Here is a 22,306-nt window from a genome sequence, read left to right as displayed (position 1 = left end):
TTGAGGAGAGAACTTTTGAAACAATGGATTAAAGCAGCAAGTCTTGGCTTGGTAATTCTATCGTCGTCTATGTACGCAAATGCAGCGGAAGCTGCTCAAAAAATTGGTTACGTATCTACTGGTCAAGCAATGTCTGAGTTAGCTCAGCGTTACAAGGTTCAAGATAAGTTAAAGAAAGAATTCAGTGGTCGTGTTGCGGCACTACGTTCTATCGAAACTAAGATGAAGAGCAAGATTGATAAATTAAAGCGTGATGGTGAACTAATGAGTTCAGATCAACGTCAAAAGCTACAACGAGAGCTTGCTCAACTTGATTCTGATTACAAACTAAAAGCACAAGCACTTGCTGAAGATCAACGCCGTCGTGGTATGGAAGAAGAGCAGAAGCTTGTTAAGAAAATCCGTACAGCGATTGATACAGTTGCAGAGAAAAATGGTTATAACATCGTGCTAGATGCACAAGCTGTTTTATTCGCAAATAAGAAAGATGATCTTTCTTCTAAAGTGATTGCTGCGGTAAAATAATCAGTAATATAAAGCAATAATGATTGGTATATCGCTATTTTCGCGATATACCAGTTTTTAGCGTACTAACAGCCACTTTTGTGGCTGTTGTTACAATAGGTATAAGGTAAATATGGCTGCAATCACACTTGCTAAACTAGCTGAAAAATTAGGTGCAGAGCTTCAAGGCGACGGCTCTGTGGAAATCCATTCTATTGCTGGAATGAGCAAGGCTGTGGAAGGTCAAATAACGTTCCTTTCTGATAGCAAATACCGTAAGCAACTTGCTGATTGCAAGGCTGATGCAGTAATGCTACGAGAAGCGGATGTCGAATTCTTCCAAGGTAATGCATTAGTTGTTAAAGATCCTTACTTAAGCTACGCATTAGTTGCACAACTATTAGATACAACGCCAGCAGCTGCAACCGAGATAGCCGCATCTGCATTTGTTGATCCAACAGCTACACTAGGTAATAACGTTGCTATTGGCCATAACGCAGTGATTGAAGCAGGTGTTACTTTAGGTAATAACGTGCAAATTGGTGCGGGTTGTTTTATCGGTAAAGGTGCGGTGATTGGTGATAACACTAAATTATGGGCGAACGTCACTATCTACCACAACGTTGAGTTAGGTAGCGATTGTTTAGTGCAATCAAGCACGGTTATTGGTGCCGATGGCTTCGGTTACGCTAATGATAAAGGTGAGTGGGTGAAAATCCCTCAACTGGGCTCTGTGCGTATTGGTAATCGTGTTGAAATTGGTTCATGTACTACGATTGACCGTGGTGCACTCGATGACACCATTATCGAAGACAATGTGATCATTGATAACCAAATGCAAATCGCCCATAACGTGCAGATCGGATATGGTACAGCGATGGCGGGTGGTACAATTGTCGCTGGTAGCACCAAAATTGGTAAATATTGTATTATTGGTGGTGCATCAGTATTAAATGGCCATATCAATATTGCTGATGGTGTAACCATCACTGGTATGGGCATGGTAATGCGAAGTATTGAAGAAAAAGGCATGTACTCTTCAGGTATTCCATTACAAACAAACCGCGAATGGCGTAAAACTGCAACGCGTGTTCATCGTATTGATGATATGAACAAACGTTTAAAAGCTGTTGAAAAAGAACTCGCAGCGAAAGAGAAGTAAGTTTTTACGTTTAATTGATGTGCCTACCTTGTGTAGGCCGTTTTGCATTTATATTGAATATTATTTTATTCTTTCTAATACAGGTATTTAGTTTTGACCAGCGAAAATAAGACGCTAAACATCACAGAAATTCAGGAACTGCTTCCTCATCGTTATCCTTTCTTAATGATTGACCGTGTTACTAATTATGATGAAGGTAAAACGTTAACAGCAATCAAAAATGTTTCTGTCAATGAGCCTCAATTTACTGGTCATTTCCCTAATATGCCGGTGTTTCCAGGCGTAATGATTTTAGAAGCGATGGCACAAGCAACAGGTCTACTTGCATTTAAAACCTTTGGTGCACCTGCTGAAAATGAACTGTACTACTTTGCAAGTATCGATAAAGCAAAGTTTCGTAAGCCTGTAGGTCCTGGTGATCAGCTTATTTTGGATGTTGAATTTATCAAAGAGCGTCGCGGTATTGCGCTATTTAATGGCGTAGCAACAGTTGACGGCGAAGTGGTATGTTCAGCTGAACTTAAATGTGCACGACGAGTATTCTCATGATCCATGAAACCGCACAAATTCATCCGTCAGCAGTGATTGAAGACGGTGTAAAGATTGGCGCTAATGTTAAAGTTGGTCCATTCACTTATATTGCCACTGATGTTGAAATTGGTGAAGGCACTGAAGTGATGTCACACGTTGTGATTAAAGGTCCAACGGTGATCGGTAAAGATAACCGTATATTCCCATTCGCCGTGATCGGTGAAGAGTGCCAAGATAAGAAATATCAAGGCGAAGCAACACGTCTTGTGGTTGGTGATCGCAATGTGATCCGTGAAAGCGTTCAAATGCATCGCGGTACAGTACAAGATAAAGGTGTGACTATCGTAGGTAGTGATAACCTTTTCTGTGTCAATGTACATATTGCGCATGATTGTGTTGTGGGCGATAACATTATCATGGGCAATAACGCGACATTAGCAGGTCACGTAACAGTTGAAGATTACGCGATTATTTCTGCACTATCGCCAGTACACCAATTCTGTACTGTCGGCGCACATAGTTTTATCGGCGGCGGCTCTATTGTTGTCCAAGATGTGCCACCGTTTGTAATGGCACAAGGTAACCACGCGAAACCGTTCGGTATTAATATCGAAGGCTTAAAGCGTCGTGGTTTTGAAAAGCCAGAATTACATGCTATTCGTCGTGCATATAAAGAAATTTACCGTTCAGGTAAAACGCTAGCTGAAGTAAAACCTGTACTTGAAGAAATGAGTAAAGATTATCCTTCAATTGGCTTATTCCTGAAACTATTTGAAAACTCGACACGCGGTATTATTCGCTAATGACGAAGCCACTTCGAATAGGAATTGTCGCCGGAGAAATCTCCGGCGATATTTTAGGTGCAGGTTTTATTAAAGCCGTTAAAGCCAAATACCCAGATGCTGAATTTGTTGGTGTTGCAGGTCCTCGAATGCAGGCAGAAGGCTGTGAAGCGCTGTTTGATATGGAAGAGCTCGCGGTGATGGGGATTGTTGAAGTATTAGGTCGCTTACCTCGCTTATTTAAGGTAAAAGCAGAGCTTGTTAAATACTTTAGCGATAATCCGCCAGACGTTTTTGTTGGTATCGATGCGCCTGATTTTAACTTACGCCTAGAAAAAGATTTAAAAGAAAGCGGTATTAAAACCGTGCATTATGTCAGTCCATCGGTATGGGCATGGCGCCAAAAGCGTATCTTTAAAATCGAAGCTGCCACCAATCTTGTGCTTGCTTTCTTACCATTCGAAAAAGCGTTTTACGATAAGTTTAATGTTCCTTGTGAGTTCGTCGGGCACACAATGGCAGACGCTATTCCATTGCAAACCGACCAAGGTGCTGCACAAACATTATTAGGCCTAGATCCTGATAAACGATGGCTTGCGGTATTACCCGGAAGCCGAGGTAGCGAAATGGAAATGCTCGCGCCACCGTTTATCGAAACGTGTAAAAAGCTTAAGGCTAAACATCCTGATTTAGGTTTTGTCGTTGCACTAGTTAATCAAAAGCGTCGAGCACAATTTGAGCAAGCGTGGCAACAAACAGCACCGGATCTTGATTTCGTGCTGGTGGATGATACTGCTCGTAATGTAATGATTGCTTCGGATGCTGTATTGCTCGCATCGGGTACAGTTGCATTAGAATGTATGTTAGTGAAGCGTCCGATGGTGGTGGGTTATAAAGTGAAACCATTAACGGCGTGGCTGGCTAAGAAAATGCTTAAAACTAAGTATGTTTCATTGCCAAATATTCTCGCAGATGAAGAGCTGGTCACAGAGCTTTTACAAGAAGATTGCACGCCAGAGAAGCTCTATCATGAAGTGGATAAAATGCTATATGGTGACACTTCTGAGCTGATGTTGAAATTTGAGCAGATGCATAAAACCATTCGTTGTAATGCTGATGAGCAAGCAGCAAATGCCGTCCTTGCCTTGATTGATAGAGCGTAAAATGGCTGAGAAAAAAGAGTTTGAACCTTTTGTTTACCCGCAAGCAACTTGTATTGCTGGGGTTGATGAAGTTGGTCGTGGGCCATTAGTTGGCGCAGTGGTGACTGCGGCTGTGATTTTAGATCCGAATAATCCCATTGAAGGTTTAACGGATTCTAAAAAATTGACCGAGAAAAAACGCAATTTGTTGTTTGATGAAATCAAAGAAAAAGCGTTGTCTTGGTCATTAGGTCGTTGTGAAGCGGACGAAATTGATAAGTTGAATATCTTGCAAGCAACGATGGTTGCGATGCAGCGCGCAGTAGCAGGCTTAAGTGTACAGCCAGATTACGTACTTATTGATGGTAACAAAGTACCTGAATTACCGATGGCTGCACAGGCTGTGGTGAAAGGGGATTTACGCGTTGCAGAGATCAGCGCCGCATCCATTATTGCTAAAGTGACCCGTGATCGTGAAATGGAAATATTAGATGCTGAGTTTCCGCAGTACGGTTTTGCTAAACATAAAGGTTATCCAACCAAAGCACACTTTGAAGCATTAGAGCAATACGGTGCAATAGAGCAGCATCGTAAGAGCTTTAAACCCGTAAAGCGAGTATTGGGTTTAGACTAAACGATTTTTCTTTTTACAGACTAATGGCATAGCTATTCGCTATGCCATTTTTTTGTTTGCTCAATACCTCTCATACCTTGTTTCAGGTATAATTTTCATAATTAAGTTACGTAATAAATTAGGTTGTCATGGCAGAACCACGTTTTATCCACCTTCGTGTTCATAGTGATTATTCGATGATTGACGGTTTGGCGAAAGTAAAGCCTATCGTTAAAAAGGCATCAGAACTTGGTATGCCTGCACTCGCAATGACAGACTTTACTAACCTATGTGGTTTAGTGAAGTTTTACTTTGCTGCTCATGATGCCGGAATCAAGCCAATCATCGGTGCAGATTTCAAAGTACAGTCTGCTGAGATGGGCGATGAGCTATTTGAACTCACCATTCTTGCTGCCAATAATGAAGGTTATAAAAATCTTACTTTATTGATTTCTGAAGCCTACCAACGTGGTCATGTACAGCACCTGCCTGTTATTGATAAAGAGTGGCTCGTGAATCATCGTGAAGGGCTTATTATCCTATCCGGTGGTAAAAATGGTGATGTGGGTAAAGCTTTATTAAAAGGCAACCAGAAAATGGTTGATAGCTTAGTTGCTTTTTATCAAACCCATTTCCCTGATAGTTACTATTTGGAATTAGTACGCACAGGGCGTGCAGATGAAGAAGCATACCTTCACTTTGCGATTGAGCTGGCAGAAAAAGCCGATTTACCCGTTGTCGCTACTAATGATGTTCGTTTACTCACTGCTGATCAGTTTGACGCACATGAAATTCGCGTTGCTATTCATGACGGCTATACCCTTGTCGATCCCAACCGTCCGAAACTTTATAGCGCACAGCAGTATCTTCGTAGTGAAGAAGAAATGTGCGAGTTATTTGCTGATATCCCAGAAGCACTACAAAACTCAGTTGAAATCGCAAAGCGTTGTAACGCGACCGTTCGATTAGGTGAGTATTTCTTACCTAATTTCCCAACGGGTGATATGACAATTGAGGACTTCTTGATTGCTAAATCTAAAGAAGGACTCGAAGAACGTTTAGAATTTTTATTTCCCGATCCAGAAGTGCGTGCTGCTCGTCGTCCTGAATATGATGAGCGTCTAGATATCGAATTAAAAGTTGTTAACCAAATGGGATTCCCTGGTTACTTCTTGATCGTAATGGAATTCATTCAGTGGTCGAAAGATAACGATGTACCAGTAGGCCCAGGCCGCGGTTCAGGTGCGGGCTCATTGGTTGCTTACGCGCTGAAAATCACCGATCTAGATCCTCTGGAGTTTGACTTACTTTTCGAGCGATTCTTGAACCCTGAACGTGTTTCCATGCCCGATTTTGATATCGATTTCTGTATGGATAAGCGTGATTTGGTTATCGATCACGTGGCTGAAATGTATGGTCGTGATGCGGTATCACAGATCATTACGTTCGGTACCATGGCAGCGAAAGCGGTTATTCGAGATGTTGGTCGTGTACTAGGTCACCCGTATGGTTTTGTTGATCGCATTTCAAAGTTAGTGCCAGCAGAGCCTGGGATGACACTCGCCAAAGCGTTTGATGCCGAACCTCAATTAGGTCAAGCCTATGATGCGGATGAAGAAGTCCGCGACTTGATTGATATGTGTCGCATTCTTGAAGGGGTAACGCGTAACGCAGGTAAACACGCTGGTGGTGTGGTTATCTCGCCAACAACCATCACCGACTTTGCTCCCTTATATTGTGATGCAGAGGGTAATAACCCTGTTACTCAGTTTGATAAAAATGATGTTGAAACTGCGGGTTTAGTTAAATTCGACTTCTTAGGTCTACGTACATTAACCATTATTGATTGGGCATTAGCGCTAATTAACCCACGTTTGGTTGAACAAGGCAAAGAGCCTATAAATATCGCAGCGATTCCAATGGATGATCCTAAATCCTTTGCGATGTTACAACGCTCAGAATCAACTGCGGTATTCCAGCTCGAATCTCGTGGTATGAAAGATCTGATCAAACGTCTTCAACCCGACTGTTTTGAAGATATGATCGCTCTGGTGGCACTATTCCGTCCCGGCCCGTTGCAATCAGGCATGGTAGATAACTTTATTGACCGTAAACATGGTCGAGAAGCGGTTTCTTATCCTGATGAAAAATGGCAACACGAGTCATTAAAAGAAATTCTCGATCCGACTTACGGCATTATCTTGTACCAAGAACAGGTAATGCAGATCGCGCAGGTGCTAGCGGGTTATACCCTTGGCGGCGCGGATATGCTTCGTCGTGCGATGGGTAAGAAAAAGCCTGAAGAAATGGCGAAACAGCGAGCTGTGTTCGAAGAAGGCTCGATAAAAAATGGCGTTGATGGCGAGCTATCAATGAAAATCTTTGACTTGGTAGAGAAATTTGCCGGTTACGGATTTAACAAATCGCACTCAGCCGCTTATGCATTGGTGTCTTATCAAACCTTATGGTTAAAAGCACATTACCCTGCCGAGTTTATGGCTGCGGTAATGACAGCCGACATGGATAATACGGACAAGATCATTAGCTTGGTTGACGAATGTCACCGTATGAAACTAAAGCTGCTGCCGCCGGATGTTAATAAAGGTTTATATCGTTTTAATGTTGATGAAGACGGTGCCGTTGTTTACGGTATCGGTGCGGTAAAAGGGGTCGGTGAAGGCCCGATTGAAAATATTATTAGTGCCCGTGAAAAAGGTGGTCACTTTAAAGATTTATTTGATTTCTGTGCCCGTATTGATACTAAAAAAGTCAATAAACGCGTTTTAGAGAAACTGATTAAGTCGGGTGCGATGGATCGTTTAGGGCCTAATCGTGCTGCGATGCTGGCAACCTTAGATGATGCGATAAAAGCGGCGAGTCAGCACCACCAAGCCGAAGCCTTTGGTCAAGCCGACATGTTTGGTGTATTAACTGCGGCACCAGAAGAAGTTGAGAATAAGTATGCTAATATCCCTGAAGCACCAGATAAAGTCTGGTTGGAAGGGGAGCGTGAAACATTAGGTTTATACCTAACAGGTCACCCTATAAATGCGTATATCTCAGAATTAAAACATTACACCACATGGCGTTTAAAAGATGCGCAGCAAACAGGACGTGATAAGGTAGCGACTGTTGCTGGGCTTGTTATTGCCGCCCGTGTAATGACAACCAAACGTGGGACCAGAATTGGTTTAATGACGCTTGATGATCGTTCAGGTCGAATGGAAGTCATGCTATTCTCTGATGCCTTAGATCGCTATGTTGATCTGCTTGAAAAAGATAAAATTGTGGTGGTATCAGGACAGGTCAGCTTTGATGATTTCAATGGTGGCCTTAGAATGTCTGCACGTGAAGTGCTCGATATATCAGAAGCGAGAGAAAAACATCTCCGTGGTCTTGCTATATCTGTAACAGAACAGCAGATTGATGAGCAATTTTTTGCCCGTTTCAGCCAAGTGTTGGAACCACACAGAGCAGGTACTGTGCCTGTTAATATGTACTATCAGCGCTCGAATGCCCGTGCCAAACTCACTTTAGGAACAGAATGGCGAATAACGCCAGCCGATCAATTAATATCGGATCTAAAAACACTCCTAGGTGATAAGCAGGTCGAGCTTGAGTTTAATTAAATGCGCTTAATGTTTATGATAGGGTAGTTAAGTCCCTATCATCATCATAAGCAAAAGGATTTTAAGTGGTATGAGCCTGAACTTCCTCGAGTTTGAACAACCGATTGCAGAGCTAGAAGCAAAAATTGAAGCATTACGTGATGTATCTCGTCGTGATGAGTCTAATTCGGTTGATCTAGAAAAAGAAATTGAGCAACTAGAAAAGAAAAGCCTAGAGCTTACCAAGAAAATCTTTGGTGATCTTGGTGCATGGCAGGTTGCGCAACTCGCACGCCATCCTCAGCGCCCATATACTTTTGATTATGTCGAGCACATGTTCGAAGAGTTTGATGAATTGGCAGGCGATCGCGCGTTTGCTGATGATAAAGCGTTAGTCGGTGGTATTGCCCGTATTGATGGCCGTCCTGTTATGGTGATTGGTCATCAAAAAGGCCGTGGTACGACTGAGAAGGTGAAGCGTAACTTTGGCATGCCTAAGCCAGAAGGTTACCGTAAAGCATTACGTTTAATGAAAATGGCAGAGCGCTTTAATATGCCTGTGATCACCTTCATTGATACAGCTGGTGCATATCCTGGTGTCGGTGCTGAAGAGCGTGGTCAATCAGAAGCTATCGCGATGAACCTAAAAGTTATGGCTGGCTTGAAAGTGCCTGTTATCTGTAATGTGGTTGGTGAAGGCGGCTCTGGCGGCGCATTAGCGATCGGTGTGGGTGATTGCGTTAATATGCTGCAATATTCAACCTACTCTGTTATTTCACCTGAAGGTTGTGCATCAATCTTATGGCGTGATTCAGACAAAGCACCGCAAGCGGCTGAAGCAATGGGTATGACAGCTCCTCGCTTAAAAGAGTTGGAGCTGATTGATAACATCATTGAAGAGCCACTGGGTGGCGCTCACCGTAATGTGTTACTCATGGCAAACACATTAAAAGCACAACTTAAGGCAACATTGGCTGAACTGGATGAATTAGATACTGAGACGTTACTTGAACGTCGTTATCAGCGTCTAATGAGTTATGGTTACTGCTAAAAAGTTGGTGTAACGCTTAGTAAAAGGTCAGCAATTAAGCTGGCCTTTTTTGTTTTTCCCATTTAGTGCTTTGATAGGCTGCGATAGACTATAGTTTTCTCTTAATGTTGAAAGATATCATGTTGTATTCTGCTTTTTGTCGTCAATTATTGACTCACCTCCCTGCAAGTAAACGGTTTGTTCTTGCTTTTAGTGGTGGGCTCGATTCTCGTGTACTGCTTGATTTAATGGCGCGATTTATTACACAAAATCCAGAATATAGCTGTCATGCCGTTTATGTACATCATGGGTTAAGCACTAATGCTGATATATGGGCTGATAAGTGTGTGGTTTGGGCTAAAAGTGCAGGCATTAGCTGTGATGTTGAACGTGTAAAAGTGCTAACAGGAAACCGAATTAGCCTTGAGCAAGCTGCACGAGAAGCGCGGTATAACATTTTAGCGCAACACGTCAACATGGGTGACATGTTATTAACCGCTCAACATAGTGACGATCAGATTGAAACTTTTCTATTGGCATTAAAGCGCGGGAGTGGCCCTGCTGGATTAGCAGCGATGCCAATGATACTCCCTTTTGCTAAAGGAACGCATTTAAGACCATTACTCAATATTACTCGTGCTGATATTGAGCAATACGGATTGGAGTACAAACTCTCTTGGGTTGAAGATGAAAGCAATCAAGATGAGCGTTATGATCGCAATTTTATTCGCCATCAAATAACGCCTCGACTAGTTGAACGTTGGCCAAGTATTCATAAATCAGTCGCACGAAGTAGCGCGTTGTGCGGTGAGCAAGAAGCATTGTTAGCTGAGTTATTAGCAACACAACTTGCTCAAGCGATCCAACCTGATGGTAGCTTATTGCTTGCTTCTGATGTGAGCCAACGTGTTGGTATGGCGTTAATTCGTCAGTGGTTAAAAAAACAATCAGTCTTAATGCCATCGTTAGCACAGCTTGAACAGATTTGGTTTAACGTAGTACAGGCAAAAGAGGATGCGAATCCCAAACTGTGTTGGGCAAATGTTGAAGTGCGTCGCTATCAAAAGAAGTTATATTTACTGCTGCAATGGGATGATATTAGCCAGTGGCAAAACAATATTGATTTAGATTCTCCTTGCCTGTTACCGCAAAATTTAGGGACGCTGGTTTTAAATCAAGAGGGTGCTTATCCTTTATTAAGACAGCCAGAATCTGATGAGATTATAACTGTGCGTTTTCACTATCAAGGTGATGCTATTAAGCCTGTAGGACGATGTGGCAGCAGAAAATTAAAAAAACTTTATCAAGAATATAATGTGCCAAGTTGGTTACGCAGTCGTACGCCTCTTATCTTTTATGGCGATAAACTTGCTGCTGTAGTGGGGTATTTTGTCGTTTCTGAGTTTTCTGGTCATGATATTACGATTGATCTTAATTCTTAAAAAAGACAAATAGGGCATTATTTTCCGAGCAAGTTCGAACACTCTATCTTTCATCGTAATATTATTATTTACTTTGCACCGTGAGATATTTGTATGTTGAATCACCGTAATACATTATTTATTACGGTGTTTTTTTTATGCTTTTAAATCATGTTTCTTGAAGAAGGATATATAGCTAATTTTTATTATGTTGTTTTTTTAGCCTGCTTAGTAACTTTTTATTGCGATAAAATACAAAAGGTATTAGTGTACTAGTCTACTGATACGATAGTTGGAAGGGAAAGAAATGAGCAAACCATCGACACTTGGCGGAGCGTGTATTATTGCAAGCGTTTGTGTAGGCGCGGGCATGTTAGGTTTACCGAGTGCTGGGGCGGGTGCATGGACATTCTGGAGCGTTATTGCAATATCTTTAACCATGGTTATGATGACATTATCAGGCTGGTTATTATTAGAAGCGCTTAAGCATTATGATTTTAAAGTGTCTTTTAATACCATCACAAAAGATGTACTTAATACTAAAATTAATATTATCAATAATCTGTCATTATACTTTGTTGGTGGTATTTTGCTTTATGCCTATATTTCATCATCAGGTATGATTTTTAGTAATATATTAGGGATTGATAGTAAGTTAGCTTCTATTTTATTTGTCGCAATCAGTTCGACCTTTGTTCTGCATTCAACGCGAGCGGTTGATCGTATTTCTATTTTACTGATTGTTTTTATGTTGGTGAGTTTTTTAATTGGAATTTCAGGACTAGCGACACATATCAAAGTTCCGGTTTTACTTGATACGACTCACTTACATGCTAGCTACTCTCCTTATGCGTTAGTACTATTACCCGTTGCATTAACTTCTTTTGGTTACCACCACTCGGTTAGCACAATGCGCGACTATTACCGCGATGAATACCAAGCTAAAAATGCGATTTTAGGTGGCACATTAATCGCGTTAGGTTTCTATTTAGTGTGGGTGATTTGTATTTTTGGTAACTTACCTCGTGATGCATTTGGTCCTGTGGTTTCGGCTGGTGGCGGTATTGATGCTTTAGCGCAAGCACTTGATAGCGTGATTGACTCAAACAGTATTAAACAAGCAATCCGTATTTTTTCAATTGCCGCTGTTGTTTCTTCGTTTATCGGTGTTGGTCTGGGGGTCTTTGATTACTTAGCTGATTTATTTGGCTTTGAAGATTCAAAACAAGGACGATTGAAGACGTGGGCTATCACTTTCTTACCACCGTTGATCCTTTCATTATTTGCACCACTGGGCTTCTTATCTGCGATTGGTTTAGCTGGTGCTGCTGCAACGATTTGGGCGTGTATTATTCCGGCTTTATTGGCTAAAAAGACTCGCCAATGCAAAGAAAAGAAAGATGGGTTTGTTGTACCTGGCGGTAATGTGACGGTATACGTTGTGATTGGCTTTGGTGTGGTGACCGCAATATTCCATATTATGGCGATGGCGAATTTACTGCCGATCTTTAAAGGTTAATATAGGTTTAACCCATAAATAAAAACGGAAGCTTTAAGCTTCCGTTTTTTGTTTAGCGAAATTGTTTTGCTTCTGGTAAGTATTCAAACCCAGCACTTGCAAGTTTATCGATTAGCTTTTGGCGATCAATATCGTAGAATTTAACGAGTTCATCGAGATCTTGGAAATCATCACGGATCTTCATGTTTACAATACTCATTAACATGATGGGATCCATGCTTTCAAATTTAGATAAATCCATTATTTGTCCTCATGATCACTGATTAATAAGTTCGCAGCAGCAAAGGCTGCACGCTCACGGACTTCAAGCGGTAAATTAGTATCTTCGGCAATATCATTGAAGGTTTTAATTGCACAGGTAATAGCCGCAGGAATATAGCCTTGATCTCCACTACCTATTTGCGCGTAAGTTGCTCGGATAAGCTCACAGCATTGATAAATTTGCATTATTCACCCTTTCTAGAAAGTATTCGAAGAGAATGTAGGGTTCGCTTCGAATATACTCACTATTAACGTGGATCATCATAGCGTTAAATAAAACAAAAACGTAGGATTTATGGTGATTAGCGCAACGAGATGATTATTTATTACGCTTGTGATGATAAAGCTTACGATCAGCACGTTCGATCAAAGACAGCATAGAATCGCCTTGATTAAAGGTCGCAGTACCATAGGAAAATCCAATATTTAAGATCCCCAAGATTGGGCTTTGTTGAATATATTGGTTGATCCGTGACGCTACTTTTATTTCAGAACGAGCACTAGCAGGTTGAAGCAAGATAATAAACTCATCACCTCCGATGCGATAACAACGATCTGAGGTGCGCGTTGCAAACTTCAATGCATTAGCAAAATCTTTAATAACTTTGTCTCCATCAAGGTGACCAAAGTTATCATTCACTTGTTTAAAATTATCTAAGTCACAAATAAACAGTACCAACTCCACATCTCGTTTTTCGCTCATTGCAATAGCATGATGAATATCTTGCTCAAAACACATTCGATTACACAGCCCTGAAAGTTTATCTTTCAGTGCCATGTGTTTTACTTTTTGATATTCAATCGCATTAAATAGAGGGCCAGCAAATAAACGGTGGTAGGTATGTAATAAGCTTATTTCGTCGTCATCTAATGGATAAAGAGTGGAATAATGAAGTGAGCCTAAAGAGTTATCACCAAAGCGTAAAGCAAAGCTGTTTTGATGAGGGGTCGATTGTCCTTGGCGGATCAATGTTGTGGTTTCATCAAGGGTCCAGATTAAACGAGAGATATCAATTTGTTTATCTAGCTCCCTACAGAGAGGTTGAAATAACGCTTGGATCTCCAGTTTCCCTTGAAGCTTTTGCAGGATCAACAGACGTTGATCCGCAGCTAAAGGTTTTTGCTTTAGCTTAGGGGAAGGTGAGGAATGAGATCGATTAAATAAAGCGTGTTCCATTACGACAAGATCAATAACTATTTGATTTGTCACTATAGGGCATATTTTGAGCAGATCAATGATAACGGCAAGATTGTAACGGATATTTACTGTTACATAAAAAAATGGGAGTGAGTAAAATGTTTTTTAAATAAAAAATAGAAAAAAGCTGCCATAACGACAGCTTTTTCAATGTGTTATTAACTTTTTACTTAAGCCATTTTTTGCTTAAGAAACGCAACAACATCATTTACAGCAACGGCTTCTTTGATACCTGTGCGACGGTTTTTATATTCCATCTCACCGTTTTCAAGGCTACGGTTACCAATAACGATAGTATGTGGAATACCTAGTAGTTCGTGATCTGCAAACATTACACCAGGGCGTTCTTTACGATCATCAAACAGTACTTCAATACCAGCAGCAGTTAGATCGGCATATAGCTTCTCTGCCGCTTCTTTTACTTCTTCTGATTTCGCCATGTTCATAGGAACAATAGAAACGTGGAATGGTGCAAGCGCATCTGGCCAGATAATACCGTTTTCGTCATGGTTCTGTTCGATAGCTGATGCCACAACACGTGATACACCAATACCGTAACAACCCATTTCTAGAATGGTGTTTTTACCGTTAGCATCTAGCACGCCACAGTTCATCTTCTCAGAATAAGCATTACCTAATTGGAAGATGTGACCCACTTCGATACCACGCTTAAGCATCAGTGTACCTTGGCCACATGGGCTTGGATCACCTTCAACTACATTTCGTAGATCTTCAACGCGACCTAGTTCAACGTCGCGACCCCAGTTGATACCAACATGGTGTTTACCATCGATGTTTGCACCAGCGGCAAAGTCACTCATTACAGCGACAGTACGGTCAACAATAACAGGTAGCTCTAATCCAACAGGACCTAGTGAACCAGGACCTGCGTTAACGAACTGACGAATTTCTTCTTCAGTTGCCATTTCCAGTGGAGAAACAACCCAGTCTAGGTTTTCTGCTTTAATTTCGTTCAATTCGTGATCACCACGAACTAATAGCGCTACGATAGGCGCATCGATCTCATCAGAAGCTTTAACAAATAGCGTCTTGATTGTTTTCTCGATAGCAATACCGTGTTGCTCAACTAACTCATCGATAGTTTTCGCATTTGGTGTATCGATAACAGACAGTTCAACTGTTGGTTCAGCACGATCGTGAGCAGGGGCTAGTGCTTCTGCTTTTTCGATGTTAGCTGCGTAATCAGATTCTGTAGAGAATGCGATTAAATCTTCGCCACTTTCTGCTAATACGTGGAACTCTTGAGAGCCATTACCACCGATCGCGCCAGAATCAGCCCATACAGGACGGTACTCAAGACCCATGCGATCGAATGCTTTACAGTAAGCGTCGTGCATTGCATCGTAAGACTTTTGTAGACCTTCTTTGTCAATGTCAAAGCTGTAAGCATCCATCATGCAGAATTCACGTGCACGCATTACGCCGAAACGAGGACGACGCTCGTCACGGAATTTAGTTTGGATTTGGTACAGGTTCAGCGGAAGTTGCTTGTAAGAGCTTACTTCGTTGCGTACTAGGCTTGTGATCACTTCTTCTGCTGTTGGGCTAAGCACAAACGGACGAGTATGGCGGTCAGTAAAGCGAAGTAGTTCAGGGCCCATTTTCTCAGAGCGACCTGTTTCTTCCCATAGTTCAAACGGCTGAACAACGGGCATCAAGGTTTCGATTGCGCCTGCATTGTCGATTTCTTGGCGAACGATGTTTTCGACCTTACGCAGTACACGCAGACCTGTAGGTAGCCAGGTGTATAGACCTGAAGCCAGCTTACGGATCATACCTGCACGTAGCATTAGCTGGTGGCTAATAACTTCTGCGTCGTTTGGAGTCTCCTTCAGAGTAGAAAGAAGATAGTTACTGGTACGCATTGATGGTATCCGTTGATTAATTAAATTAAAAAAGAAGGAATAAATCCCGCCCGTCAGTGATCTGACGATAGCCGAATATATTACCAGCCTACACGTTATTCGCCAAAGAGAACTGTATAAGATCTGCTATTGATTAACTTTCTCGATCTGATTAACGGTTATTTGTTGTTCGGTCACGGAAAAGTGAACATTAAAATCAAACAAATGTACTGCATATTGTTTGAGATCGGGTTTACCTTTTTTATAAGCAGGGCGAGGATCTTGGGATAATACTTCGCTGATTACTGCTTGATAATAGGCTTTGTTTTTTGATGGTAGTTGGTTGAGCGCTGTTTCGCTAAAACACACTGGCATTAGATCCGGTGCGCTTGAAGCAAAGCCGCCTTCTGCTTGGGGTAAACTATCGGAATAAGGGATATAAGGCTTTATATCAACAATTGGGGTGCCATTAACTAAATCGACACCACCGAGTTCAATGATCACATTACCGTTTTCATTACGAACCCCTTTTAATTCGACTGCCGACATACCAATCCCATTTGGGCGGAATGTGGCACGGCTGGCAAACACACCAATACGTTCATTACCGCCCAATCGAGGCGGTCGAACGGTTGGGCGCCATCCTGCTTCTAAATTCTGATCAAATAAAAATAATAACCACAAATGACTAAATTGTTCTATGCCTCTTACTGCTTCTAATGAATTTGCAGCACCTTGTAAAACAATTTCAGAACGCGCACTTGGCACTAATCCTGGCTGTCTAGGAACAGCAAACTTTTCTTTATAAGGAGAGTGGATAATACCGATAGGTTCGATGTTATAAGACATGGAATTAAGCCAACTAAGAAGTCAAAAGAGCTGCGAATATAGCATAAAAAAGGGTAGGTGCTGAGACCTACCCGATAAGTATATGGTTAGTAGAAAGTAGGGATTACCAACCTTTTACAACACCACCATTAAAGATATTTTTCGCAGAGTTATATACATCTTCAGATTGGTACGCTTGAACAAATTTCTTCACATTTTCTGCATCAACATTGTCTTTACGAGAAACGATAAGGTTCACATACGGTGATTCTTTATCTTCTACAAACACACCGTCACGCTCAGGCGTTAAGTTAATGCTACTTGCGTAAGTTGTGTTAATAACAGCAAGTGCCACATCATCTAAAGAGCGTGGTAATTGTGCCGCTTCTAGCTCAACAATCTTCAGGTTTTTCGGGTTTTCAACAATATCTAATACTGTAGCAGTTAAACCTGAACCGTCTTTTAGTTTAATTAGGCCTTGCTGTTGAAGAAGTAAGAGTGAACGACCAAGGTTGGTTGGATCGTTTGGTACTGCCACTTTATCTCCGTCTTTTAGCTCATCAACAGATTTGATTGAGTTTGAGTAACCTGCGATTGGGTAAACAAAAGTATTCCCCGCTACTGCAAACTTATAACCACGATCTTTAATTTGTTGATCAAGATATGGCTTGTGTTGGAAAGCATTAGCATCAATAGAGCCTTCTTCTAATGCAGCATTAGGTGATACGTAATCGGTAAATGAGACCAACTCGACATCTAAGCCGTATTTCTCTTTAGCCTGCTTAGCGGCAACTTCTGCCACTTGCTCTTCGGCTCCTGCCATGACGCCAATTTTTACTTTATTGTTATCAACGACAGCTTCTTTTTCACCACAGCCAGTCAGTGATAGTGCTGCAGCAACACCAGCAAGAGCAAAAACATGTTTTAGATTAAACGCCATACAACTTCTCCTTAAAATGGGTTTTTCCTTAAAGTGTTTGATTATCGATGATCAAAACGTTTAACGAGGTAATCACCAACAGATTGAATAATTTGTACCAGTATTATTAGAACGACTACCGTGATAGCCATGACTGTGCCATCAAAACGTTGGTAACCGTAACGAATACCGACATCACCTAAACCGCCACCACCTACAGTACCGGCCATTGCGGAATAACTGACTAGGGTAACAAGGGTGATCGTTACCGCATTGATGATGCCTGGTAATGCTTCTGGTAATAAAACTTTTTGAATAATTTGGAGTGGGGTAGCTCCCATAGATTGCGCTGCTTCAACTAAGCCTGATGGGATTTCTAATAGTGCTCCTTCAACTAAACGAGCAATAAAAGGGATAGCACCAACAGCAAGAGGAACTATCGCAGCAGCAGTACCAATTGAGCTACCAACAACAAAGCGGGTAAAAGGAATAATCGCAACTAGCAGAATAATAAAAGGAATAGAGCGACCAATATTAACGATGATGCCAAGGATATTATTAACGGTAGTATTCTCTAACAAGCCATTTTTCTTTGTTAAATGAAGGGTGACACCCAAAGGAATACCAATAACAAAACCAATCAGTCCAGACACAAACACCATGGTTAATGTTTGTCCTAATGCTTCAATGAGTAAATCAATCAAGCGGGTATTTTGTTGCCACCATAGGGTTAAATCATTAAGCGACATAGCCAAGCACCTCAACATTCACTTTATTTTGACGTAGAAAATTGACAGCATTCTCAACAGAGTCTTGATCACCAAAAAACTCTGCTAACATCAGTCCAAATTTTACTCCTCCCGCATAATCCATATCCGAACTGAGAATACTGATATCTAAACCAAATTTACGTGTTACTTGGCTGATCAGTGGCGCATCAACAGAAGCACCGGTGAACTCTAAACGAATAAGAGGGTATGAGTTTTCTACTTGAGTTTTTGTCATACGGGCTTGGTAATCAGCAGGAATCGACAAATCCAATGTTGAACGAATAAAGTCTTTGGCTAATTCTGTTTTGGGATGTGAGAAAATATCTCCTACAGATCCTTGCTCAACTAATTTACCGTCACCAATAATCGCCACTTCACTACAGATACGCTTCACTACATCCATTTCATGGGTAATAAGCAAAATAGTTAGGTTTAGCTTTCGGTTAATTTCTTGCAGTAGCTCTAGAATCGAATGTGTGGTGGCAGGATCCAATGCGCTAGTGGCTTCATCACAGAGTAACACTTTTGGATCAGAGGCTAACGCACGAGCGATCGCGACACGCTGCTTTTGTCCACCACTTAAATTTGCTGGGTAGCTTTGGTGTTTATCCTCAAGGCCGACTAAAGCCAGTAACTCTGTCACTTTTGTTTTTATTGTCGCTTTATTGGTATTGGCTAACTCAAGAGGCAAAGCAACATTATCAAAAACTGTGCGAGATGAAAGTAGATTAAAATGTTGGAAAATCATACCTATTTTACGACGAGCCAAAGTGAGTTTTTGATTCGACAGAGTAGTGAGGTCGACGCCATCGACAATCACTTGCCCATTAGAAGGGCGCTCTAATAAATTAACACAACGAATGAGGGTACTTTTCCCTGCACCGGATGAGCCAATAACACCAAAGATAGTACCTTGCTTAATCGTAAGGTTTATATCGCTTAATGCGTTTATAGCCTTATCACCTTGATAGAAGACTTTATTGAGTTGCTTTATTTCTATCATTGAACGTCCTGCTCCTAGATAAAACTATTGTATGATCTTGAAAAACTATTGTATAAATTTATGGTTATTTGTTTTATTAGGGTTAAATAAGTAATCAACCTGAAATGATGATGCTATGTGCTATCATAAAAACTGTCAATAGCTATTTTTACGGCTAGACGTCCAAACGGCTATGTTGTGAGCGTTAATCAATAACGAGTACTTTTCATAATTAACTCGTGCCATAATCTAAAAAATTTATGATTATAAGAGGGCTATTCTTTTGGCCAAACCAGCAGTCTTTATTGACCGTGATGGCGTGATTAATGTTGATCACGGCTATGTACATACCGTTGATGATTTCGAATACATTGAAGGTGTATTTGACGCATGTAAAAAATTCAAAGAGATGGGTTATCTACTCGTATTGGTCACTAACCAATCAGGTATCGCTCGCGGTATGTTTAGCGAAGATGAATTTACTTCATTAACAGAGTGGATGGACTGGAACTTTGTAGATAATGGTGTTGAGTTTGACGGTATTTACTATTGCCCGCACCACGCAACAAAAGGGCAAGGTGATTACTTGCAAGATTGTGATTGCCGTAAACCAAAACCAGGTATGTTTATTTCAGCTCGCGACTTCTTGAAAATCGATATGTCACAATCTGTAATGATTGGTGATAAAGCGGATGATATGAAAGCTGCTACTGCTGCTGACGTTGCTCTAAAGGTACTCGTACGTACAGGTAAGCCAATCACTGAAGAAGGTGAAGCGTTAGCAAACGTAGTGTTAGACAGTATTGCTGATGTTCCAGCTTGGTTGGCTAAACAATAAAGTAAAATGCTATTGCTGAATTAGTAATAGTAGAAATCAATGAATATAAACAAAGCAGCGAATATTACGCTGCTTTGTTGTTTTTAAATGATTGGTAGTGTTATTACGTAAAAAACGATCGAACAAATGCGTTTTTGATTAAAATTCACCCAAACGATCTCGGCCTAATAAAAAAAGCCAAAAAAACTATTGTCAGCTAAAAAAATCCCCCTATAATGCGACCTCACTGACACGGAGCAAGCCACTGGCTAGCAACGAAATCAGTATTGTTCTTTAACAATTTGACCATGCAATCTGTGTGGGCACTCGTTGAAAAGTTAAGTCGAAAGATTTATCAATGATACTAGTGACCAATACAAATAACTCATCTCTTTATAGAGAAGGATTATTTGGCACAGTCAATTCAAATATCCTAACTAGCTTCTAGTTAGCGGTATTTTAACAGTATTCATTGAGCCGGTCGAAAGACCAACAAAACTTTAATTGAAGAGTTTGATCATGGCTCAGATTGAACGCTGGCGGCAGGCCTAACACATGCAAGTCGAGCGGTAACAGATTGATAGCTTGCTATCAATGCTGACGAGCGGCGGACGGGTGAGTAATGCCTGGGAATATGCCCTGATGTGGGGGATAACTATTGGAAACGATAGCTAATACCGCATAATCTCTTCGGAGCAAAGAGGGGGACCTTCGGGCCTCTCGCGTCAGGATTAGCCCAGGTGGGATTAGCTTGTTGGTGGGGTAATGGCTCACCAAGGCAACGATCCCTAGCTGGTCTGAGAGGATGATCAGCCACACTGGAACTGAGACACGGTCCAGACTCCTACGGGAGGCAGCAGTGGGGAATATTGCACAATGGGGGAAACCCTGATGCAGCCATGCCGCGTGTATGAAGAAGGCCTTCGGGTTGTAAAGTACTTTCAGTTGTGAGGAAGGCGTTGATGTTAATAGCTTCAGCGTTTGACGTTAGCAACAGAAGAAGCACCGGCTAACTCCGTGCCAGCAGCCGCGGTAATACGGAGGGTGCGAGCGTTAATCGGAATTACTGGGCGTAAAGCGCATGCAGGTGGTCTGTTAAGCAAGATGTGAAAGCCCGGGGCTCAACCTCGGAACAGCATTTTGAACTGGCAGACTAGAGTACTGTAGAGGGGGGTAGAATTTCAGGTGTAGCGGTGAAATGCGTAGAGATCTGAAGGAATACCGGTGGCGAAGGCGGCCCCCTGGACAGATACTGACACTCAGATGCGAAAGCGTGGGGAGCAAACAGGATTAGATACCCTGGTAGTCCACGCCGTAAACGATGTCTACTTGGAGGTTGTGGCCTTGAGCCGTGGCTTTCGGAGCTAACGCGTTAAGTAGACCGCCTGGGGAGTACGGTCGCAAGATTAAAACTCAAATGAATTGACGGGGGCCCGCACAAGCGGTGGAGCATGTGGTTTAATTCGATGCAACGCGAAGAACCTTACCTACTCTTGACATCCAGAGAATTCGCTAGAGATAGCTTAGTGCCTTCGGGAACTCTGAGACAGGTGCTGCATGGCTGTCGTCAGCTCGTGTTGTGAAATGTTGGGTTAAGTCCCGCAACGAGCGCAACCCTTATCCTTGTTTGCCAGCACATAATGGTGGGAACTCCAGGGAGACTGCCGGTGATAAACCGGAGGAAGGTGGGGACGACGTCAAGTCATCATGGCCCTTACGAGTAGGGCTACACACGTGCTACAATGGCGTATACAGAGGGCTGCCAACCAGCGATGGTGAGCGAATCCCAGAAAGTACGTCGTAGTCCGGATTGGAGTCTGCAACTCGACTCCATGAAGTCGGAATCGCTAGTAATCGTGAATCAGAATGTCACGGTGAATACGTTCCCGGGCCTTGTACACACCGCCCGTCACACCATGGGAGTGGGCTGCACCAGAAGTAGATAGCTTAACCTTCGGGAGGGCGTTTACCACGGTGTGGTTCATGACTGGGGTGAAGTCGTAACAAGGTAGCCCTAGGGGAACCTGGGGCTGGATCACCTCCTTACCTAAAGACTTGCTGTTTAATGCAGTGTCCACACAGATTGCTTGGTTAAAATGTAGAACGTAAAAAGACTTGGGTCTGTAGCTCAGGTGGTTAGAGCGCACCCCTGATAAGGGTGAGGTCGGTGGTTCAAGTCCACTCAGACCCACCACTTTCTCTCCCAGAGAAGGTGGCGGTTTAGTCTTTTATATCGTTGGGGTTATAGCTCAGCTGGGAGAGCGCCTGCCTTGCACGCAGGAGGTCTGCGGTTCGATCCCGCATAGCTCCACCACTCTTTAAACGCATTCTTGTGAGTGTTTTTAAAAAGTGGT

The 22,306-nt window shown here is 42.0% G+C and carries 19 protein-coding genes, 2 tRNA genes and 1 rRNA gene; 14 read left to right on the top strand and 8 right to left on the bottom strand.

The window, feature by feature from the left end; genetic code table 11:
• Positions 1 to 15 precede the first annotated feature (15 nt).
• The 10 genes from BTO08_RS10035 (at position 16) to BTO08_RS09990 (ending at position 12,312) form a co-directional block, all read left to right on the top strand.
• The gene (locus tag BTO08_RS10035) at positions 16 to 525 is read left to right on the top strand and encodes an OmpH family outer membrane protein (protein ID WP_105060857.1); all 510 of its coding nucleotides are present in this window, start codon (positions 16 to 18) and stop codon (positions 523 to 525) included.
• A gap of 112 nt (positions 526 to 637) precedes the next feature.
• A complete protein-coding gene (lpxD, locus tag BTO08_RS10030; RefSeq protein ID WP_105060856.1) occupies positions 638 to 1,666 on the top strand; it encodes a UDP-3-O-(3-hydroxymyristoyl)glucosamine N-acyltransferase in 1,029 nt (342 codons plus the stop codon).
• 93 nt (positions 1,667 to 1,759) lie between these two features.
• Entirely contained in the window at positions 1,760 to 2,215 is a 456-nt protein-coding gene (gene fabZ, locus BTO08_RS10025; RefSeq protein WP_005371673.1) for a 3-hydroxyacyl-ACP dehydratase FabZ, read from the top strand.
• On the top strand, positions 2,212 to 3,000 hold the full coding sequence (gene lpxA, locus BTO08_RS10020) for an acyl-ACP--UDP-N-acetylglucosamine O-acyltransferase (RefSeq protein ID WP_105060855.1): 789 nt from the start codon (positions 2,212 to 2,214) through the stop codon (positions 2,998 to 3,000). The genes fabZ and lpxA overlap by 4 nt, the downstream gene beginning before the upstream one ends.
• Positions 3,000 to 4,142 carry a lipid-A-disaccharide synthase gene (gene lpxB / locus BTO08_RS10015; RefSeq protein WP_105060854.1) on the top strand — a complete coding sequence of 381 codons (1,143 nt, stop codon included), beginning with the start codon at positions 3,000 to 3,002 and terminating at the stop codon, positions 4,140 to 4,142. Before lpxA ends, lpxB begins: the two co-directional genes overlap by 1 nt.
• 1 nt (position 4,143) lies before the next feature.
• Complete coding sequence (gene rnhB, locus BTO08_RS10010) at positions 4,144 to 4,755, top strand: ribonuclease HII (RefSeq protein WP_105060853.1); 612 nt, start codon at positions 4,144 to 4,146, stop codon at positions 4,753 to 4,755.
• A 128-nt stretch (positions 4,756 to 4,883) separates the two neighbouring features.
• Complete coding sequence (gene dnaE, locus BTO08_RS10005; protein WP_105060852.1) at positions 4,884 to 8,363, top strand: DNA polymerase III subunit alpha; 3,480 nt, start codon at positions 4,884 to 4,886, stop codon at positions 8,361 to 8,363.
• 70 nt (positions 8,364 to 8,433) lie between these two features.
• The gene (gene accA / locus BTO08_RS10000) at positions 8,434 to 9,393 is read left to right on the top strand and encodes an acetyl-CoA carboxylase carboxyl transferase subunit alpha (protein WP_005371685.1); all 960 of its coding nucleotides are present in this window, start codon (positions 8,434 to 8,436) and stop codon (positions 9,391 to 9,393) included.
• A 104-nt stretch (positions 9,394 to 9,497) separates the two neighbouring features.
• A complete protein-coding gene (gene tilS, locus BTO08_RS09995) occupies positions 9,498 to 10,814 on the top strand; it encodes a tRNA lysidine(34) synthetase TilS (RefSeq protein ID WP_105060851.1) in 1,317 nt (438 codons plus the stop codon).
• Positions 10,815 to 11,100: 286 nt separating this feature from the next.
• Complete coding sequence (locus tag BTO08_RS09990) at positions 11,101 to 12,312, top strand: aromatic amino acid transport family protein (protein WP_105060850.1); 1,212 nt, start codon at positions 11,101 to 11,103, stop codon at positions 12,310 to 12,312.
• 52 nt (positions 12,313 to 12,364) lie between these two features.
• Here BTO08_RS09990 and BTO08_RS09985 read toward each other — a convergent pair whose 3' ends face one another.
• The 8 genes from BTO08_RS09985 to metN all read right to left on the bottom strand — a co-directional run bounded on the left by BTO08_RS09985 (position 12,365) and on the right by metN (position 19,156).
• Complete coding sequence (locus BTO08_RS09985; protein ID WP_006647119.1) at positions 12,365 to 12,553, bottom strand: DUF4250 domain-containing protein; 189 nt, start codon at positions 12,551 to 12,553, stop codon at positions 12,365 to 12,367.
• Positions 12,553 to 12,759 (bottom strand): YaeP family protein, encoded by a 207-nt coding sequence (locus tag BTO08_RS09980; protein WP_045084908.1) that lies wholly within the window; start codon positions 12,757 to 12,759, stop codon positions 12,553 to 12,555. The genes BTO08_RS09985 and BTO08_RS09980 overlap by 1 nt, the downstream gene beginning before the upstream one ends.
• Before the next feature lie 133 nt (positions 12,760 to 12,892).
• Positions 12,893 to 13,750: a GGDEF domain-containing protein gene (locus BTO08_RS09975; protein ID WP_045129138.1), complete on the bottom strand. Its 858-nt coding sequence runs from the start codon at positions 13,748 to 13,750 to the stop codon at positions 12,893 to 12,895.
• Between the two features lie 191 nt (positions 13,751 to 13,941).
• The gene (locus tag BTO08_RS09970) at positions 13,942 to 15,657 is read right to left on the bottom strand and encodes a proline--tRNA ligase (protein WP_105060849.1); all 1,716 of its coding nucleotides are present in this window, start codon (positions 15,655 to 15,657) and stop codon (positions 13,942 to 13,944) included.
• Between the two features lie 126 nt (positions 15,658 to 15,783).
• Positions 15,784 to 16,485 carry a tRNA (N6-threonylcarbamoyladenosine(37)-N6)-methyltransferase TrmO gene (tsaA, locus tag BTO08_RS09965; RefSeq protein ID WP_105060848.1) on the bottom strand — a complete coding sequence of 234 codons (702 nt, stop codon included), beginning with the start codon at positions 16,483 to 16,485 and terminating at the stop codon, positions 15,784 to 15,786.
• Between the two features lie 103 nt (positions 16,486 to 16,588).
• Entirely contained in the window at positions 16,589 to 17,404 is an 816-nt protein-coding gene (locus BTO08_RS09960; RefSeq protein ID WP_005371700.1) for a MetQ/NlpA family lipoprotein, read from the bottom strand.
• A 41-nt stretch (positions 17,405 to 17,445) separates the two neighbouring features.
• Complete coding sequence (locus BTO08_RS09955) at positions 17,446 to 18,132, bottom strand: methionine ABC transporter permease (protein WP_105060847.1); 687 nt, start codon at positions 18,130 to 18,132, stop codon at positions 17,446 to 17,448.
• Positions 18,122 to 19,156 carry a methionine ABC transporter ATP-binding protein MetN gene (metN, locus tag BTO08_RS09950; RefSeq protein ID WP_105060846.1) on the bottom strand — a complete coding sequence of 345 codons (1,035 nt, stop codon included), beginning with the start codon at positions 19,154 to 19,156 and terminating at the stop codon, positions 18,122 to 18,124. The genes BTO08_RS09955 and metN overlap by 11 nt, the downstream gene beginning before the upstream one ends.
• A gap of 262 nt (positions 19,157 to 19,418) precedes the next feature.
• Between metN and gmhB the strand changes: the two genes are divergently transcribed.
• From gmhB to BTO08_RS09930, 4 genes are all read left to right on the top strand, one after another.
• Entirely contained in the window at positions 19,419 to 19,973 is a 555-nt protein-coding gene (gmhB, locus tag BTO08_RS09945; RefSeq protein WP_105060845.1) for a D-glycero-beta-D-manno-heptose 1,7-bisphosphate 7-phosphatase, read from the top strand.
• A gap of 480 nt (positions 19,974 to 20,453) precedes the next feature.
• Positions 20,454 to 21,998: ribosomal RNA gene (locus BTO08_RS09940) — 16S ribosomal RNA — on the top strand.
• Between the two features lie 71 nt (positions 21,999 to 22,069).
• A tRNA-Ile gene (locus BTO08_RS09935) sits at positions 22,070 to 22,146 on the top strand.
• A gap of 44 nt (positions 22,147 to 22,190) precedes the next feature.
• Positions 22,191 to 22,266: transfer RNA gene (locus tag BTO08_RS09930), tRNA-Ala, on the top strand.
• Positions 22,267 to 22,306 lie beyond the last annotated feature (40 nt).

Source organism: Photobacterium angustum (genome assembly GCF_002954615.1).
In the GTDB taxonomy this organism is placed as follows: domain Bacteria; phylum Pseudomonadota; class Gammaproteobacteria; order Enterobacterales; family Vibrionaceae; genus Photobacterium; species Photobacterium angustum_A.
The sequence above is the reverse complement of the archived record's forward strand: the minus strand, read 5'-3'. Positions and strand labels throughout refer to the sequence as shown.